Source organism: Streptomyces sp. NBC_00354, assembly GCF_036106915.1.
In the GTDB taxonomy this organism is placed as follows: Bacteria; Actinomycetota; Actinomycetes; order Streptomycetales; family Streptomycetaceae; genus Streptomyces.
In genome coordinates this window covers 7,896,251-7,911,290 of record NZ_CP107983.1, presented here as the reverse complement: position 1 = coordinate 7,911,290, position 15,040 = coordinate 7,896,251, and the positions used below count along the sequence as shown (strand labels likewise).

15 protein-coding genes and 2 pseudogenes are annotated in these 15,040 nt (G+C 70.1%); 7 read left to right on the top strand and 10 right to left on the bottom strand.

Annotated features, from left to right (window positions below):
* The first annotated feature begins 399 nt into the window (after positions 1-399).
* Positions 400-1,497, top strand: coding sequence for a tryptophan 2,3-dioxygenase family protein (locus OHT74_RS36250; RefSeq protein ID WP_328622586.1), 1,098 nt, complete (start codon positions 400-402; stop codon positions 1,495-1,497).
* Positions 1,498-1,541: 44 nt separating this feature from the next.
* Here the strand turns inward: OHT74_RS36250 and OHT74_RS36245 are convergent, their stop codons facing one another.
* Positions 1,542-1,793: a hypothetical protein gene (locus OHT74_RS36245; RefSeq protein ID WP_328622585.1), complete on the bottom strand. Its 252-nt coding sequence runs from the start codon at positions 1,791-1,793 to the stop codon at positions 1,542-1,544.
* Positions 1,790-1,999, bottom strand: a complete 210-nt coding sequence (locus OHT74_RS36240; RefSeq protein ID WP_266670757.1) for a hypothetical protein — start codon at positions 1,997-1,999, stop codon at positions 1,790-1,792. Before OHT74_RS36240 ends, OHT74_RS36245 begins: the two co-directional genes overlap by 4 nt.
* Before the next feature lie 207 nt (positions 2,000-2,206).
* Here OHT74_RS36240 and OHT74_RS36235 point away from each other — a divergent pair, with 207 nt between their 5' ends.
* Positions 2,207-3,376, top strand: a complete 1,170-nt coding sequence (locus OHT74_RS36235) for a hypothetical protein (protein ID WP_328622584.1) — start codon at positions 2,207-2,209, stop codon at positions 3,374-3,376.
* A gap of 41 nt (positions 3,377-3,417) precedes the next feature.
* On the opposite strand, the pseudogene OHT74_RS36230 reads toward OHT74_RS36235, so the two are convergent.
* Positions 3,418-4,312, bottom strand: a pseudogene (locus OHT74_RS36230) (amidohydrolase family protein); the annotation flags it as partial.
* On the opposite strand from OHT74_RS36230, the pseudogene OHT74_RS36225 reads away from it, so the two are divergent.
* Positions 4,304-4,758 (top strand): annotated as a pseudogene (locus tag OHT74_RS36225) (alpha/beta hydrolase); the annotation flags it as partial. The pseudogenes OHT74_RS36230 and OHT74_RS36225 overlap by 9 nt on opposite strands.
* Positions 4,759-4,998: 240 nt before the next feature.
* Here the strand turns inward: OHT74_RS36225 and OHT74_RS36220 are convergent.
* Positions 4,999-5,268, bottom strand: a complete 270-nt coding sequence (locus OHT74_RS36220) for a hypothetical protein (protein ID WP_266670753.1) — start codon at positions 5,266-5,268, stop codon at positions 4,999-5,001.
* A 425-nt stretch (positions 5,269-5,693) separates the two neighbouring features.
* Positions 5,694-6,632, bottom strand: coding sequence for an amidohydrolase family protein (locus OHT74_RS36215; protein ID WP_328622583.1), 939 nt, complete (start codon positions 6,630-6,632; stop codon positions 5,694-5,696).
* Positions 6,633-7,060: 428 nt separating this feature from the next.
* Here OHT74_RS36215 and OHT74_RS36210 point away from each other — a divergent pair, with 428 nt between their 5' ends.
* Both OHT74_RS36210 and OHT74_RS36205 read left to right on the top strand, forming a co-directional pair.
* Entirely contained in the window at positions 7,061-7,480 is a 420-nt protein-coding gene (locus OHT74_RS36210) for a hypothetical protein (protein WP_266670749.1), read from the top strand.
* A 192-nt stretch (positions 7,481-7,672) separates the two neighbouring features.
* On the top strand, positions 7,673-8,125 hold the full coding sequence (locus tag OHT74_RS36205; protein WP_328622582.1) for a hypothetical protein: 453 nt from the start codon (positions 7,673-7,675) through the stop codon (positions 8,123-8,125).
* A gap of 21 nt (positions 8,126-8,146) precedes the next feature.
* Here OHT74_RS36205 and OHT74_RS36200 read toward each other — a convergent pair whose 3' ends face one another.
* On the bottom strand, positions 8,147-8,962 hold the full coding sequence (locus tag OHT74_RS36200; RefSeq protein WP_266670745.1) for a class I SAM-dependent methyltransferase: 816 nt from the start codon (positions 8,960-8,962) through the stop codon (positions 8,147-8,149).
* Positions 8,963-9,104: 142 nt separating this feature from the next.
* On the bottom strand, positions 9,105-9,713 hold the full coding sequence (locus tag OHT74_RS36195; RefSeq protein WP_328622581.1) for an AraC family transcriptional regulator: 609 nt from the start codon (positions 9,711-9,713) through the stop codon (positions 9,105-9,107).
* Between the two features lie 203 nt (positions 9,714-9,916).
* Between OHT74_RS36195 and OHT74_RS36190 the strand changes: the two genes are divergently transcribed.
* Complete coding sequence (locus OHT74_RS36190; protein WP_328622580.1) at positions 9,917-11,743, top strand: ABC transporter ATP-binding protein; 1,827 nt, start codon at positions 9,917-9,919, stop codon at positions 11,741-11,743.
* A gap of 37 nt (positions 11,744-11,780) precedes the next feature.
* On the opposite strand, the gene OHT74_RS36185 is transcribed toward OHT74_RS36190, so the two are convergent.
* A complete protein-coding gene (locus OHT74_RS36185) occupies positions 11,781-12,215 on the bottom strand; it encodes a VOC family protein (protein ID WP_266670739.1) in 435 nt (144 codons plus the stop codon).
* Positions 12,216-12,462: 247 nt separating this feature from the next.
* Here OHT74_RS36185 and OHT74_RS36180 point away from each other — a divergent pair, with 247 nt between their 5' ends.
* The gene (locus tag OHT74_RS36180) at positions 12,463-12,885 is read left to right on the top strand and encodes a hypothetical protein (RefSeq protein ID WP_266670737.1); all 423 of its coding nucleotides are present in this window, start codon (positions 12,463-12,465) and stop codon (positions 12,883-12,885) included.
* A 111-nt stretch (positions 12,886-12,996) separates the two neighbouring features.
* Here OHT74_RS36180 and OHT74_RS36175 read toward each other — a convergent pair whose 3' ends face one another.
* The gene (locus tag OHT74_RS36175; RefSeq protein WP_266670735.1) at positions 12,997-14,055 is read right to left on the bottom strand and encodes a D-alanine--D-alanine ligase family protein; all 1,059 of its coding nucleotides are present in this window, start codon (positions 14,053-14,055) and stop codon (positions 12,997-12,999) included.
* 118 nt (positions 14,056-14,173) lie between these two features.
* Positions 14,174-14,971, bottom strand: a complete 798-nt coding sequence (locus OHT74_RS36170; RefSeq protein WP_266670733.1) for a hypothetical protein — start codon at positions 14,969-14,971, stop codon at positions 14,174-14,176.
* Positions 14,972-15,040 lie beyond the last annotated feature (69 nt).

Sequence of the window (15,040 nt, the reverse complement as noted above, 5' to 3'; positions counted from 1 at the left end):
TATTCGAGCGAAGACGTAGGGCCCTTCGATCATGCCTAGTGGGACCCGGGGCCCCACCCGGGAAGCGTGAGGCTCACCACCGGACAGAGAACGGTTCCCCGCCACTCACGGCGGCCGTGATCCAAGGAAGAGATGAGTCACATGACTTCTGACTGCCGAACGCGGTGCATTCGGGCGATATCCCAAGGCGGATGCCTCGGATCAGATACCGAGAAAAATCCCGAGTTTCCGGCTCGCGGGACGTGTTCTTCACGCGTCGCCGCCTTCCGCGAGGTCAACCGCTGGGCGACCGGAGACGGCCTGACGGCTGAACTCGACGGGATCTCCCTGGCGCGGGCCGTAACGGAACAGGCGCGGCGCAGAGGAAAGCATTTCCTGCCGAAGAGGACTCTTGTCCAGATGACTGATGTTCGCAGCCGGAACAGTTCGGGCCGGCCGTTTCTCGATGCATTTCTCCACTGCATGCTCGACAAGCACGAAGGCCGCTTCTGGAACCGAAGTTATCTCGCGCTGCCGCTCCTCGAGCTCCTGTTGGACGAACGGCACTCCGCGCTGAGGCCTGACCGGCTGGCCACGCTCCTCATCTCCGACGTCATACGGTTCGAGATCGAAGCAGTCGGCGCGTCGCCCGAGGAGCCGGGCCGGGGGCGACCGGATCCGGCGACGCTGCGGAAGCGGCTGCGCCACGCTCTGCGGTTCGTGGGCGATCACCTCGGCGCGACGGACTCCGATGACCTGCCGTCGCGACCTGCCTGGACGCCCGAATCGCGGATGGAAGACCTTCTCCCCCACCTGCCGCGGCCACCGGCGACGGACGCGGGCCGCTGGTTCGACGTATCCGTCCAGCCTGTGTACGTGGCGCACGACGAATATTTCTTCATCCGAGCCCTTCAGACCCACGAAATGGTCTTCACCACGATCTCGACGGACGCGCAGGCAGCCGTCAGGTCATTGCGTGACGGGCGCCTCGAAGCTGCCGTGCAGCGAGTGGATCACGCGACTGCGATGTTCGAGCGCGCCTCGGCGCTCTTCCGGATCGTCGCCACGATGCGGGCGGAGCAATTCTTGGCATTCCGGCAGTTCACCCAGGGCGCCAGCGCCATCCAGTCCGAACAGTACAAGCGCTTCGAGATAGCGTGCGGCCCGCCGACCGCCGCGCGCTTGCGGTCGGCTGCCTTCACGAATGTGCCGGCCGTGCGCGCCGAGGCTGACGATGCCAGCCATGACAGTCTCACTCGGGCCTATCTCGACATCCGGCGCGAGGGCGGATTCAGTCAGGCGGAATGGACCGTTCTCGACGCGGCGCTCGGCCGGCTGGAAAGCAGGCACCAGCGCTGGAAGTCCACCCATCGCAGGCTCGCCATGCGCATGCTCGGGGACGCTCACGGGTCGGGTTACACCAGCGGCGTCCCCTACCTCACCGAATGCCTGGACAACCGCCTGTTCCGGCAGCTCGGGGAGGTCTGTTCGAAGGCTCCCGCGACCGACCGACGATGAGCACGCCTACCCACCGGTCACCTGGGCCGGCAGGGCCGGGTCGCTCAGGCCTCGACGTACGCGACGAGGATCAGTGTGCCCAGCGCCGTCGGGACGTACAGGACGCGGACGCCGTCCTGCCGGTGTTCACGGACGGACCCGTGCTTTGACGCCACTCCGAGTTCCGGGTTCCGGGAGACGGCGACGAGCACCGGGTCGAGCCGCGTCCGCTCGCTCTCCGACATCCTCTCGATCTGCTCCTGCGCTACGTCGTAGAAGACGACGCGGGCGCGGCGAGGGCCGTGCTTGCTCATCATGCGACGTTCGGGATGGAGGAGTTGTCGTCCAGCGGGGGCTGACCGAGGTTCTCTCGCAGGTCTTCCCACGGGACGACGCGCTCCATGTCGATGCCCTCGCCGGCCAATCGCTCGAGCACGTACGCGATCTGCGGATCGTCGGCCACCAGCTCACGTGCGTCCGCGCGCAGCGCGTCCTGTTCCGCCTGGTCGAAGACGATCCGCATCGGGGCCTCCCGGTATAGGTACTGCCACGAGGCTAGCGCAGCACCCCAGCCGTGCGGGACCGTTCGGCCGGTCACCCCTCACCCCGCGAGGCGGACCCGAAGGGGCGTCCACGGCCCGGGACATGTGCTGGGGAAGCGGCTGCCAGGCCTCTGACGAGGTGGGATACGTTGTGGCTCCATTCGGGGGACGATCTATGGAGCTTGTACATGACACAGAACACAGGGTGGGGCGGCCACGGAGGCGGCTGGGGTGGCACCCCGCAGTGGGGCGGCTGGGCGCCGGCGCCGGCGCCGGCGCCGCAGCCTGGCGTGATCCCCCTGCGGCCGCTGGCTCTCGGGGAGATACTCGGCGGATCGTTCTCGACCATCCGCCGCCACTGGAAGCAGCTGGTCGGCGTCATGCTGGCCGTGCAGGCCGTCGTGCTGCCGGTCATGGCCCTCGAGGTGGGCGCCGCCGTCGCCGTGGTGTACCGGCACATCGAGCCCGTCTTCGATCCGCCTTTCGGGACGGAGCCCACGGCCGAGCACGTCGTGCCGTTGGTCGTCGCCGGCAGCGCGCTGTTCGTGCTGCTTCTGGTGACGGGCGGGCTGGGCATGGCGGTCCTCACCGCGCTCTGTCCGGCGGTCCTCAAGGAGGCGGTGATGGGCCGCCCCACCACCTTCCGTGCGATGTGGCGCGCCGCCCTGCGGCGCACACCCGCGGCGGCCGGCACGATGCTGCTCACCGTGCTGATCGCCGGTTCTCCGATGTTGGCCGTCATGGCGGTGTGGCTGCCGCTGATGTTCTCCGCGGCCTCCGGGGAGATCTCCCCGGCGATGGTCGCCCTCCTGCCGCTGTTCCTGCTGGTCGCCGTCCCCGTGACCGTGTGGCTCAGCACCCGGCTCGCCATGGCCCCGGCCGCCCTGGTCATGGAGGGCGTCGGCCCGGTCACCGCGCTGCGCCGCTCGGCCAAGCTGGTCCGGGGCGAGTGGTGGCGGATCTTCGGCATCACCATGCTCGCCGGGCTGATTGCGGGTGCGATCTCCTACCTGATCCAGTTGCCGTTCAACCTCATCGGCATGTTCGCGGTGATTCCCGCCGCGGCGGACCAGACCGAGGGGAGCGGCCCGACGTCCGGCATGATCACCGCCATGGTGGTGGCCTTCATCGCCATGCTCCTCGGCGGCGCGGTCAGCCAGATGTTCCAGATCGGGTTTACCCAGCTCGTGAGCGGGGTGCTGTACGTCGACCAGCGGATCCGCCGCGAGGGTCTCGCCGATGCGATCCTCGCCGAGCTCGCCTCCACGGCGCCGGCCACCGGCCCCGCGCCCGCGGCACCGTCCACACCTCCGGCACCGCCCACGCACCCGCAGCCCGAGGAGCCGACCGACACCTGACGGGTGTCCGCAGGTCCCTCCCGACGGGTCCGACTACCCGCCTACACCGTCGGCTTGCCGGTCTCGCGACCGTCGACGTACGTCGCCACCACCTCGATCGCGCCGATGCGCGAGACCTCGACGCGCCGCGGGTCGTCCCCGAGGACGACCAGGTCGGCGCGTTTGCCCGGGGTAAGGGTGCCCGCGCTGTCCTCCCAGTGGCAGGCGTAGGCACCGGCGCCGGTGCAGGCGTGCAGGCCCTCGCCGACGGTGATGCCCTCGTCCGGGCCGATCAGCCGCCCGGACTCGGAGGCGCGTTCGGCCATGAACTGGATGGCCCGCAGCGGGGAGCCGTCCGCCACCGGCCGGTCGGAGCTGCCACCAGGGTGATGCCGTGGTCGAGAAATCCCCTGCCCCGGTACGGCCACGGCGCCCGCTCCGCCCGTTCCAGGGCCATCGACTGCGCGAGCACCCCGGGTCGCCCTGCAACTGGCCGGTGCGGTCGAGTCCTTCGTACGCGGCGCTCAGCGCTGCGGTACGGGCCATCATGCCGCCGTCGGTGTAGATCTTGAGCGCGCCCACGGAGAGCCAGTCGTCGCCAAAGCCGGTGCGCAGGCCCAGGTCGAGGGCCTTGGGGATGCCGTCGGCGTCGTGTGCGGCGACCGGACGCAGCCGGTCCGCCGAGACCATGAGCTGCACGCGCAGCGGCAGCAGCCCCTTGTCCCGGGCGAGTTGGTAAGCGCCCAGCTCGACCGGGCTGTGACCGAAGAGGGTGCCGCCGATGCCCGCCTCGGCGCAGGCGGTGACGCCCTCGGCCAGGCATGTCCGGGCGGCGCGCCCGATCGCCTCGGCCGGCTCCTCCTGGTAGTACGGCAGCCGCAGTGCGCGGGCGGCGCCCATCGCACCCTCGGCGAGGAATCCGTTCTCGTGCGGGACGTCGGCGGCGAGCAGCTCCAGGGAGCCGTCCGGGACGAACTGCTGCCGCTGGTGGCGGATACCGGCCTACCCGCGGACCGAAATCGGCCGGTGGTCGCCGGGCAGAGCCTCGGCGGGCTGAGCGCGGTGTACGCGGCGCTGGAGTTCCCGGACCTGGTGTCCCTGGTCGCCTGCCAGTCGGGGTCGTTCTGGTGGACCTCCGGCGCCCTGGAGCTCGCGGACCCCATGGGCGGCCCGGTCGGCGGCGCCATCGCCGCACGCCTGCGGGAGCGCCCGGACCTGTCCGGTCTGCGGGTCGCCTTCGACGTGGGGAACACGACACGCGGATGCTGCCCCACTGCGAACTGGTCGATGCCCTGGCCCAACAGGCCGGAGCGACCGTACGGGTGTCACGCTCGGCGTCGCGCCACGACCGGGCCGGCTGGCGGCACGCCCTCCTCAGGGACGTCGCCCGCGCGCTCCTCTAGAGCCTGCGCCCGCTAGGGAGTGTCGTCAAAGTGGCGTCGGCCGCCCGGAGGGCGGGGCTGGCGGGGTCTGGTGCGTGCGATCGCAAGGCGGAGGAGGGAATCGACGCGGTGGGGGCACCTCCCAGCGGTAGCTGGGGGACGTCGGTGACCGACGACAACGTGGCGAGCGTGCGTGCCAGGCTCCGCCAGCCTGGGGGCACCTCCCAGCGGTAGCTGGGGGAGCGACTTTGACGACACGACCTAGGGGGCTGCGCTGCAGGCGGACACCGCGGTCCCGTTGGTCACGCCGGCCTTCGTCAGGCCGGTCACGCAATGGTCGTGGTCGTCGGTCGACCCGGCCGTACACGCCGCCCGGATGGAGGCCGGGACCTCGCCACCCTGCAGCTCCCGCTCGACCTGGTTGATACAGGCCGAGACGTCCGCGTGGGCGGCGGGGGCCGTGAAGGCCGCGCCACCGAATACGAGGGTCAGGCCGGTCAGGACACCTGCGAGACGGGTTGACGTGCGCATGGGACGCACCTGCTCTCCGGGATCGTCGCGCGGCCCGGGATCTGCATGTGCCGGACCCGCGTGGGAACGGCGCCGAACGGACACGGCCGACATGCCGCGTATGGCCCGGGCCCCGCACCGGACCGGCTCGGCAGGGCTTCCCCTCCTCGTTCGACGCTAGAGCAGCCCGCCGGCGTACGCACCCGCTGGGGCGGGTCAGCGGGCCACCGCCAGGCAGTAGTCGGCGGCGTCCAGGAGGGCCGGGCTGCTGGTGATCACCACGGTGGTGCGGCCGCGGCGCAGCTCCGCGAGGTTGCGCGCGATGAGTTGTTCGGTGACCGCGCCGACGGCCGTCGCACGTCCATGGGCGGCTACCTGTGACCCACCGGCCCAGGAGTCCCGACCGGCTGCACCTTTGCATGCCCCGATCCGGGCGCCCGGTGGTCTCAGGCGCGAGCAAGCCGGGGGATGAGGAGTTCGGCGTTGCCGCGGTTGATCGCGTGCAGTTGTCCGTCCTCCCAGTGGGGGTACGTGTCCAGCCCCGCGTCGAACCCGGTGGCCCACTCCTCGGGGAGCATGGGGAAGTCGCTGCCGTACAGAACGTGTCCGGGCGCGGCGAAGGCGGTCAGTGAGGGCAGCGATGCAGGGCCGGCCGAGATGGCGGTGTCGAAGTAGAAGCGCCGCAGGTCGTCCAGCAGGCCCTCGGGGGTGGTGTCGGGGTGGAGGCGGGCGGCCACTGCGAAGCGGTGGGCGGCGTAGGGCAGGAAGCCGCCCGCGTGGGGCAGGATCATCTTGATCCCGGGATACCGGCGCGGAACACCGTTCACGGCCATGTGCAGGGCGGTGCGGGCGGTGTCGTACGGGAAGTCCACCAGGGGGCCGGGCAGGCCCGGGACCATCGCGCCGGGCGGCGCGGTGGGGTGGACGAGGACGACGGCGGCGCGCGCGTCCAGCTCCGCCCACAGCGGATCGAACTCCGGGTCGCCGAGGTAACGGCCGCCGGCGTTGGACAGCACCATCACACCGTCTGCGTGCAGCTCGTCCAGGGCGTGGGCGACCTCGGCGAGCGCGCCGTCCACGTCGGGCAGGGGCAGGGCGGCGAAGTGGCCGAAACGGTCGGGGCGGTCCTTGACCACCTCGGCGGTGTACTCGTTCACGCGCCTGGCCCCGGCGCGAGCCCCGGCGAGGTCGTCGGGGACGGAGAGCGGTGCGGGGTACGACAAGACGCCGGTGGCGATCGACCTGCGGTCCATCATGGCGATCGCGCTCGGCTTGTCCCATGCGGGCGCGGGCCAGCCGAGTGCCGCGGCGCGCTCGGCCATGCCACGACTGCGGTCCGGCGGGATCAGATGCTGGTGGACGTCGATGCGCGCGGGGTCCGTCATTCCTGCCCGTGCCTCCTCGAATACGGGTGCGTACGTCTGCGACAGCCTCACCACATCAGAAGGGACGGCAGGTGACCGGCGGACCGGCCCCGCCCGGAACACGGGCGAGGCCGCCTGGAACTCACCGGAACAGCCCAACCACCGCACTAGGGCGGGTGTGGCACCCGCGGACCGCGTACCCATTGAACATAGGTTCGATGCCGCGAGCAGGGGCGGCCCCTTCCTGCATCGGGGGGACTTTTACCAAGATCGGCACCCGGCGTCAAGCCACGTATTCGAGTGGCGTGACGCACACGCCCCCACACGGTTTATTGGAAGTACGCCCCCACCGGGGAAACCCCGGGAGAAACAAAAGGCCAACCAAACCCCCCGGCCAAATCCGCAGGGCGATACACAAAACCTTATTCGTTGCCGAATGGAGAATTGCCATGTTCGAGCGTTTCCCGACCCGCCGCATCGTCCTCGCCGGAGCCTCCCTCGCCCTCCTCGGCGGCGGCATAGCGCTCCCCGCCACCGCCATGGCCGCACCCACCACCGCCCCGCAGGCCATCACCCTCCCCCAGGACAGCGCCGACGGCATCGGCACCGGCGGCGACGCCAACGCCGAGAACACCACCGTCGGCGGAACCGCCACCGGCGGCAACGCCAGCACCGGAGTCGGCAGCTGCAAGGGCAAGTGCGTCATCACCACCGGCAACGCCACCGGCGGCAACGCCAGCGCCGACGCCATCAACACCGGCGACGCCACCGCCGTAGGCGGCGACGGCACCGGCAAGGGTGGCCAGGTCAACAAGCAGACCATCAAGAACCAGGTCAAGAAGGACCTCAAGGCCAAGCTCGGCAAGTGACCACCACCCCCACACCACCCCACACAGCAGACGCCGGAGAGGCCCACAGCCCCTCCGGCATCCGCATGCCGGCCCCCAAGCCCTGGCCGGCACATGACACCTGTCATATCGCAGACGTGACCCGGAGCCCTGCCCCCGAGGCTCTCCCCCGGACAAACTGATGATCACCACACCGACCACGGGGGCAGCGAAGTGAACATCCTGAAGAAAAAGTCCGCACCGGCCGAAGCGATCGACACCACAGCACTGGCACCCGCCGACTACCGGCTTCCGGTCTGGTTCTTCGGCTTCGAAGGCGTCCTCGCGGCCGCCTTCGACATACTCAAGGCCTTCCCCTCGGCATGGCCGGTGCTGCTGATCCTGCTGGCCGTGAACATCACCGTCTCGCTGACGATGATGCGCAGGCGGATCAAACTCGCCAAGGCGCTGTGGCGCGGCAAGGAAACCCGCAAGCTCGCCTTCGCCCTCATCGCCCTCCGCATCGGCAGCCATTTCGCCTTGAACGCCGTGGGCATGACCGTAAACTCGGCCTTCGGCCACGTACTCTTCGCCGTCGCCATGGCTGCAGCAACGATCGGCCTGCTCGCCTACTCCCAGCAGACCGCCATCCGGGCCCTCACCACCGCCGCCGGCCCGGCGATCTGAGCCGGGATTCGCCCCGCGTGGTCAGGGCGCAGGATGCGGGAGGCCCGTTCCGATCCCGCGCCGTACGCGGAGCAGGTCCGGCGGCAGCTCGCCCTCGAGAGCGAGGCCCGCGTCCGCGAGCTCCGCGCCGAGCGCCTGCCGGGTCAGCGGCCAGAGCAGGAACGACTCCTGCGCCCGGCGCAGGACCCGGCCCTGACGGCACACCAGGTAGGCGTAGTCGCAGCGGATCCGGTCGCCCTCGGCGCGGGCGGTGACCTGCCCCCGGTAGGTGTCCAGGCCCAGCTGTACCTCGCCCAGGGAACGCCTGGTCGGACGGGCGGGCAGCCGGGCCGGCGGGCGGTCGAGGAAGAGCAGGCCGCCCGGTACCAGCAGATCGGCCAGTGTCCGCCACAGCGCGCGCCGCTCGTCGGGCGGCAGACAGGAGGCCATCCGCAGGCAGACCGCCAGATCCGCCTGCCCGCTGAGCGACAGCTCGACGGCGGAACAGGAGTGCACGGTCACCCGGTCACCGACGGATCCCCCGGCAGGCGGGTGCAGCCGGGACAGCAGGACGGCCCGCATCGCCGCCGCCGGCTCGACGGCATGGACCGGCACGCACGAAGCGCCGATCAGTACGTCGGTGACCAGCCCGGTCCCCGCTCCGACCTCGACGATGCCCACGCGCGCCGCGGCGGCCGGCCCGGCCAGCGCCAGCGCGTGCCGGTGGTACGACCGGGCGTGCAACAGATCGTAGAACTCGGCCGACACGGCGTACGCCTGCCCGCGCGCTCCGCTGTCCGGGCGGGCCTCCGGCAGTTCCGCGTACGAGGCCCGTCGCGTGTCCACCCGTCTGTCCATCGAGCCATCATCGCCGTACGAGCGCCGTCCCACGACCCAGGATTCGGCCACCACGGTGAAGGCGGCGCCCGGCGCTCTCCTGCTTCGCCCCGTGGGCAAGTGCGCGGAGTTGAACGCCTCGCAGAGACCAGGGTGTCCGGTGTCAGCGCAGGGCGGGCTCGCCTGCCCTGACGGCGCTCATCACGCGCTCGACGGTCTCCTGCTGCTCTCCGACCGGGGCCGCGTAGCCGATGGAGCCGCGCGCGGCTTCCTCGCCGAGCATCCGGGTCATCACCCATGCGGCGAGGTACTGCGAAGCCAGGCAGCCACCGGCCGATGCGATGTTGCCCTCGGCGTGGAACGGCGCGTCCAGCACGGTGACGCCGAAGCCCTCGACGTACGGGCGGCTCGTCATGTCCGCGCAGACCGGCATGCCGCCCAGCAGCCCGAGCCGCGCGAGCACCAGTGCGCCGGAGCACTGCGAACCGATCAGCTGACGCGCGGGGTCCAGGGGCAGCATGGCGAGCAGCCGGTCATCGGCGATCACGTCACGCGTCTTCACCCCGCTCCCGATCAGGACGACGTCGGCCTCGGGAATGAACTCCATCGGGCGCTGTCCGCTCACCTCGACGCCGTTCATCGAGGTGACCACAGGTGTCGGTGTGGTGATGAAGGCCTCCAGGCCGTCCTTGCGGCAGCGGTTGATCAGTGCGGAGGCGATGAAACTGTCGAGCTCGTTGAATCCGTCGAAGGTCACCACGGCTACCTGCATCGGAACTCCTCGGTTGCGGCGTCGGACGTCCAGTCTCCACCAGCCACGCCTTCACCCCCCGGGCCAATTGGCACCAGGTGGCCTGCTGCTCCCGGTCGCCCCCGGCATGTCGGAGGTCACCCACACGGAAAAACGCTTGGACGGCGCAGACGCGCTCGCGGGACACTGCGAATTCCGTTCTGACACGAGATCACAGGGTTGCGATGGAATCGTCTGCATCACCAGTGGTACCGCCACGCAAGGGCCCCGTGGTCCTCGCACTTCGTTACTACGGACGGGAGTTGAGGCGACTGCGCCGGCTGGCGGCACCCGCCATGCTGATGCCGGCCCTGGGCAACATCGGCATCAACTACATCGCCCCGCTGGTCGTCGCAAAACTCGTCGGCCGCATCGCCGATGACTCCACCACCCCCGCCCTCGGCTCGATGCTCCCGTACGTCCTCGCATTCGCGGGGGTCCTGCTGCTCTCCGAGGCCGCGTGGCGCGTCGGCCTGCACTGCCTGAACCGCCTCGACGCCCTCGGCATCGAGAGCCTGTACGTGATCGGCATGGACGAGCTGTTCGCGAAGGACGCCGCGTTCTTCCACGACAACTTCGCCGGATCACTGACCAAGCGGGTCCTGAGCTTCGCCTCCCGCTTCGAGGAGTTCGTCGACACGCTGACCTTCTCGGTCGTGGGCCGGTTCGTACCACTGCTGTTCGGGTCGGTGGTGCTCTGGCACTACGAACCGCTGCTCGTCGTGGCGCTCCTGGTGATGATCGCGGTGACGGGGGTGTGCGTGCTGCCCCTCATCCGGCGCCGTCAGGCGCTCGTCAACCGGCGGGAGGAGGCGATGGCCCGGGTGTCGGGACACGTCTCCGACAGCCTGATGAACATGGACACGGTCCGCGCTTTCGCCGCGGAGGAGCGGGAGGCCGCCGAGCACCGGTCACGGGTGGCGCGCTCGCGCGGGCTGATGCTGCGGTCGTGGGACTACGGCAACCTGCGCATCGACACCCTCGTCGCGCCGATGTCGGTGGTGACCAACGCGCTGGGCCTGCTGCTCGCCGTCACGATCGCCGGGGACGGGCACGGGGTGGAGGCGGTCGTGGTCGCCTTCACGTACTACTCCAACGCCACTCGGATCATGTTCGAGTTCAACCAGATCTACCGTCGCCTGGAGAGCTCGATGACGGAGGCCGCGCAGTTCACGGCGCTGCTCCTGACGGCGCCGTCGGTACTCGACCCGCAGTCGCCGGAGCCGGCGCCGGCGCCGACCCGGGCCGCCGACGTGCGGTTCGAGAAGGTGACCTTCGCCCATGCGGGCGCACAGCCGCTCTTCGAGGGACTGGACCTGGCCGTGCCCAGCGGGGCCAAGATCGGGCTCGTGGGCCGGTCCGGCGGCGGGAAGACCACGCTCACCCGGCTGCTGCTGCGGATGACGGACATCGACGCGGGCCGGATCCTGATCGGGGGCCAGGACATCAGCAGGCTGCGCCAACGCGACCTGCGAGGCCTGATGGCCTACGTGCCGCAGGACCCGGCGATGTTCCACCGCACCCTGCGGGAGAACATCGCGTTCGCCCGGCCTGACGCCACCGAGGCCGAGATCCGCCACGCGGCCGAGGCAGCGCACGTCACGGAATTCGCCGACGCGCTGCCGGACGGTCTCGACACCATGGTCGGCGAGCGCGGCGTCAAGCTCTCCGGCGGACAGCGCCAGCGGGTGGCGCTCGCCCGGGCGATCCTGCGCGACGCACCGATCCTGCTCCTCGACGAAGCGACCAGCGCCTTGGACTCCGAGAGCGAGATCCTCGTCCAGGAGGCGTTGTGGCGCCTCATGGAGGGGCGGACCGCGCTCGTGGTGGCGCACCGGCTGAGCACGGTGGCCCACATGGACCGGCTCGTCGTCCTCGACCACGGACGCATCGTCGAGCAGGGCACGCACCAGGAGCTGCTCGCCACCGAGGGCGCCTACGCGAGGCTGTGGCGGCACCAGTCGGGCGGCTTCCTCGACGACAGCCCCGCCCGCTCTTCCGACCTGCACTGATCGCGAGCCCGTGGCAGTGGCCGGCCCCGACCGGCCGCTACGGGGAACCGAAGTCCGGAATGGTCAGCGAGCCGTCCTCGGCCAGGGGGAAGCCCGGGTTGTGGGCGATCTCCCACAGGTATCCGTCGGGGTCGGCGAAGCACCCCGCGTAGCCGCCGTAGGTCGTTGCCCGGGCCTGCTTGGTCACGGTGGCTCCGGCCTGCCGTGCAGCCGTGAGGAGCGCGTCCACATCCTCCGGGGAGCGCATGTTGTGGGCCAGGACGATGCCGCCGAAGCCCGTCCCGTGAGCGCTGTCGAGGCCACTGTCGAGTGCGAGCTTGTCGCGGCCCCACAGGACGAGCCCGAGGCCGCCCGCCTGGAAGAAGACGGTCTCTTCGACCTCCTGCCCCCGCCAGCCCAGGCTTTCGTAGAAGGCCCGGGAGCGCCCGAGGTCGGCAACACCCAGGGTGATCAGACTGACACGCTGTTCCATGATCGGAAGCTAGCACGCGCTTCTGCGCATTCCCAGACTGCCAGGCCCGCGCCGGCCGGGCTTTTATCAAGATCGAATCCTGGCGTCAAGCCACGTATTCGAGTGGCGTGACGCACACGCCCCCACAGGGTTTATTTGAAGTACGCCCTCACCGGGGAAACCCCCGGAGGACATGGGGCCGGAATTCAATCTCCGGCCTTTCTGCGGGGCGAATACAAAGCCTCTTTACACCGAATGGAGAATTACCATGTTCGAGCTCTTCACGACCCGTCGTATCGTTCTGGCCGGAGCTTCCCTGGCACTGGTCGGTGGTGGCATCGCCCTCCCCGCGACCGCCATGGCCGCACCCACCGTCGCCCCGCAGCAGGCCATCACCCTCCCCCAGGACAGCGCCGACGGAATCGGCACCGGCGGCGACGCCAACGCCGAGAACACCACCGTCGGCGGCGAGGCCACCGGCGGCAACGCAAGCAGCGGCGTCGGCAACTGCGAGGGCGGATGCGACATCAAGACCGGCAACGCCACCGGCGGCAACGCCAGCGCCGACGCCGTCAACACCGGCGACGCCACCGCCGTCGGCGGCGACGGCACCGGCACGGGCGGCCAGGTGAACAAGCAGAACATCAAGCTGCAGCTCAAGGAGAACCTGAAGCAGAAGCTCGGCAATTGAGGGAAGTAAATCGCCCCCGCACCACAGACGCCGGAGAGGCCCACAGCCTCTCCGGCATCTGCATGCCTCTGCCCCGTGGAACGAGGCCGGGAAAGGCCGCTCCTGCTTCCGCTACCCGGCCAGCGCGGGAACGCCCGCCGGCGCGCGAAGCGCGACGACCCGACCGACGAGTTCCCGATAGGACCAACCTGCGCCGACGGCTGCCGCGCCGAGCCCGCTGAGGGGTCGCAATCCGGGGCAGGCGTTGACCTCCAGGCAGTGGGGTACGCCGTGGCTGTCGCACCGGAAGTCGACTCTTGAGTAGTCCTTCGCTCCCAGCCCCAGCGCGTAATGAGCGCGCATTGCCTGCTCGCGCAGGCGTGCGTCGAGATCGTACGGAATGTCCGCGGGGCAGTCGCAGCGCGCGGTTTCCGGGTGGGACTTCGTCTCGTAGTCGAAGAGCCGCCCCGCGTACTCGATCTCGACCACCGGCAGCACGCTGTCTTCGATCACGCTCACGGTGAACTCCCGCCCGGGCAGGAACGGCGTGGCGATCATCTCCTCGCCTGCCGGCGCGACCGAGCAGGCGTGAGCGAGCCCGTCAGCATCGTCAGCCACGCGCAGCTCCAGGTGGGAAGTGCCCGTGTTGGACTTGACCACCACCGGCCCCTGGGCCAGCCACTCCGACACCTGTTGCGGCATCGGCCGATCCGACCCCGCCGTGAGGCGGACGCTGTCGGTGACGGTGACGCCCGACTCCCGCAGGAGCGCCAGTGTGCGCTGCTTGTCCCATGCCAGGCTGCACTGCATGCTGGGCGCGCCGGTGAACGGGACCTCTGCCATCTCGAGCAGCGCCTGGACGTGACCGTCACCGCCCCACCCACCGTGCAGAGCCGGAAAGACCAGATCGGCGTCGCGGAGCAACGGGAGCACCGGCCCCATGGTGAGGGCAGCGAGCATGAGTTCCCGCCTCTTGCCCTCGTCCAGCTCCGGACCTCGAAGATCCATGACCGTACGGGGCAGCTCGCTCTCGACCGCCGTGGGCCCGACCAGCACGGGTTCTGCTGCGGCAGGATCCACCACCTGGACCTCGTGCCCGAGCTCCACCAGCGCCGCGGCCACCGCCAGACCGGACTCCAGCGAGACGTCCCGCTCCAGGCTCTCTCCGCCACAGAGGACAACGATCTTCATGCGCCCATGATGAATCGACGCGCCCCTGACTCTCCGTATTTCAGTCGACAGCGGCGTGCCGCAACTGGCCCTCACCGACGACCGCGCCCCCAACACCACACGCCCATCGCGGGCGGGGTCAGCTGCGGGCCGTCAGGGCCTTCGTGAGTAGGCTGCCGCCCACGATCAGGGCCACGCCCAGCCACCACACGTTGTCGTCGAAGATCAGGACGGCGATCCCGATGGGGACCAGCAGTCCGGCCAGCGGCAGGAACATCCCGGCCAGGTGCGGCGGCTCCGGCCCGGGCTGCCCCGCCGCGCGGAGGGCGCGGGCGCGGGCGACGTCCGGGTACCAGGCGGTGAAACGCAGCGCCGCCACGATGGCCAGGATCTGGATGATCCATCCGGTCCAGATGTTGTTCGGATTGTGCAGCACGAGGTCGCCGTACGCACCCGCCACGGCGGCGACCAGGAACGCCAGCCCCCACACCCCGGTGATGTAGTAGTTGGTCCGCAGGAACGTGGGCGTGTGCCAGTACGCCGGATCGACCTGCTCCCGGGCGTACTGAAGGGTGAACGGAACACGCACCGCCATCGACCCGAAGGCGATCAGGAAGAGGGCGATGTTGGAGACCTCACCGGCGTACGTCTCCAGCCAGCTGCGGGTGCCTTCGCTCGCGAGGGCGCCGATGACGGCCATGACCGTGAAGAAGACCAGGTCGGCGATCTCCAGCAGCTTCCAGGTGCTGCCCTTGTTGATGATCCGCCCGGCCGCCACCAGCACGATCGTCGCCGCCAGGGCGAGCACGACGGCTATCTCGAACCTGCCGGGACCGACCAGGAGCGAGAAGATGATCCACGGCGCCATGCCGACGACGGGATTCTCGAGGAATCCGGCGACGGCACCGCGGGCCGTGGCGGGCGCCTCGGTCTTCACATCTCCAGGGTGCGCGGGGGCGGCCGATCGGGCCATTCGGATGGCGGGCCGCCGATGAGTTTCGGGGTT

Bases quoted from the DNA above. Each gene is read 5' to 3' on its own strand.
- OHT74_RS36185 (WP_266670739.1), bottom strand. From the start codon at position 12,215: ATGGAACAGCGTGTCAGTCTGATCACCCTGGGTGTTGCCGACCTCGGG.
- OHT74_RS36190 (WP_328622580.1), top strand. From the start codon at position 9,917: ATGGAATCGTCTGCATCACCAGTGGTACCGCCACGCAAGGGCCCCGTG.
- OHT74_RS36220 (WP_266670753.1), bottom strand. From the start codon at position 5,268: ATGCGCACGTCAACCCGTCTCGCAGGTGTCCTGACCGGCCTGACCCTC.
- OHT74_RS36175 (WP_266670735.1), bottom strand. From the start codon at position 14,055: ATGAAGATCGTTGTCCTCTGTGGCGGAGAGAGCCTGGAGCGGGACGTC.
- OHT74_RS36245 (WP_328622585.1), bottom strand. From the start codon at position 1,793: ATGATGAGCAAGCACGGCCCTCGCCGCGCCCGCGTCGTCTTCTACGAC.
- OHT74_RS36240 (WP_266670757.1), bottom strand. From the start codon at position 1,999: ATGCGGATCGTCTTCGACCAGGCGGAACAGGACGCGCTGCGCGCGGAC.
- OHT74_RS36195 (WP_328622581.1), bottom strand. From the start codon at position 9,713: ATGCAGGTAGCCGTGGTGACCTTCGACGGATTCAACGAGCTCGACAGT.
- OHT74_RS36250 (WP_328622586.1), top strand. From the start codon at position 400: ATGACTGATGTTCGCAGCCGGAACAGTTCGGGCCGGCCGTTTCTCGAT.
- OHT74_RS36200 (WP_266670745.1), bottom strand. From the start codon at position 8,962: ATGGACAGACGGGTGGACACGCGACGGGCCTCGTACGCGGAACTGCCG.
- OHT74_RS36180 (WP_266670737.1), top strand. From the start codon at position 12,463: ATGTTCGAGCTCTTCACGACCCGTCGTATCGTTCTGGCCGGAGCTTCC.
- OHT74_RS36235 (WP_328622584.1), top strand. From the start codon at position 2,207: ATGACACAGAACACAGGGTGGGGCGGCCACGGAGGCGGCTGGGGTGGC.
- OHT74_RS36210 (WP_266670749.1), top strand. From the start codon at position 7,061: ATGTTCGAGCGTTTCCCGACCCGCCGCATCGTCCTCGCCGGAGCCTCC.
- OHT74_RS36215 (WP_328622583.1), bottom strand. From the start codon at position 6,632: ATGACGGACCCCGCGCGCATCGACGTCCACCAGCATCTGATCCCGCCG.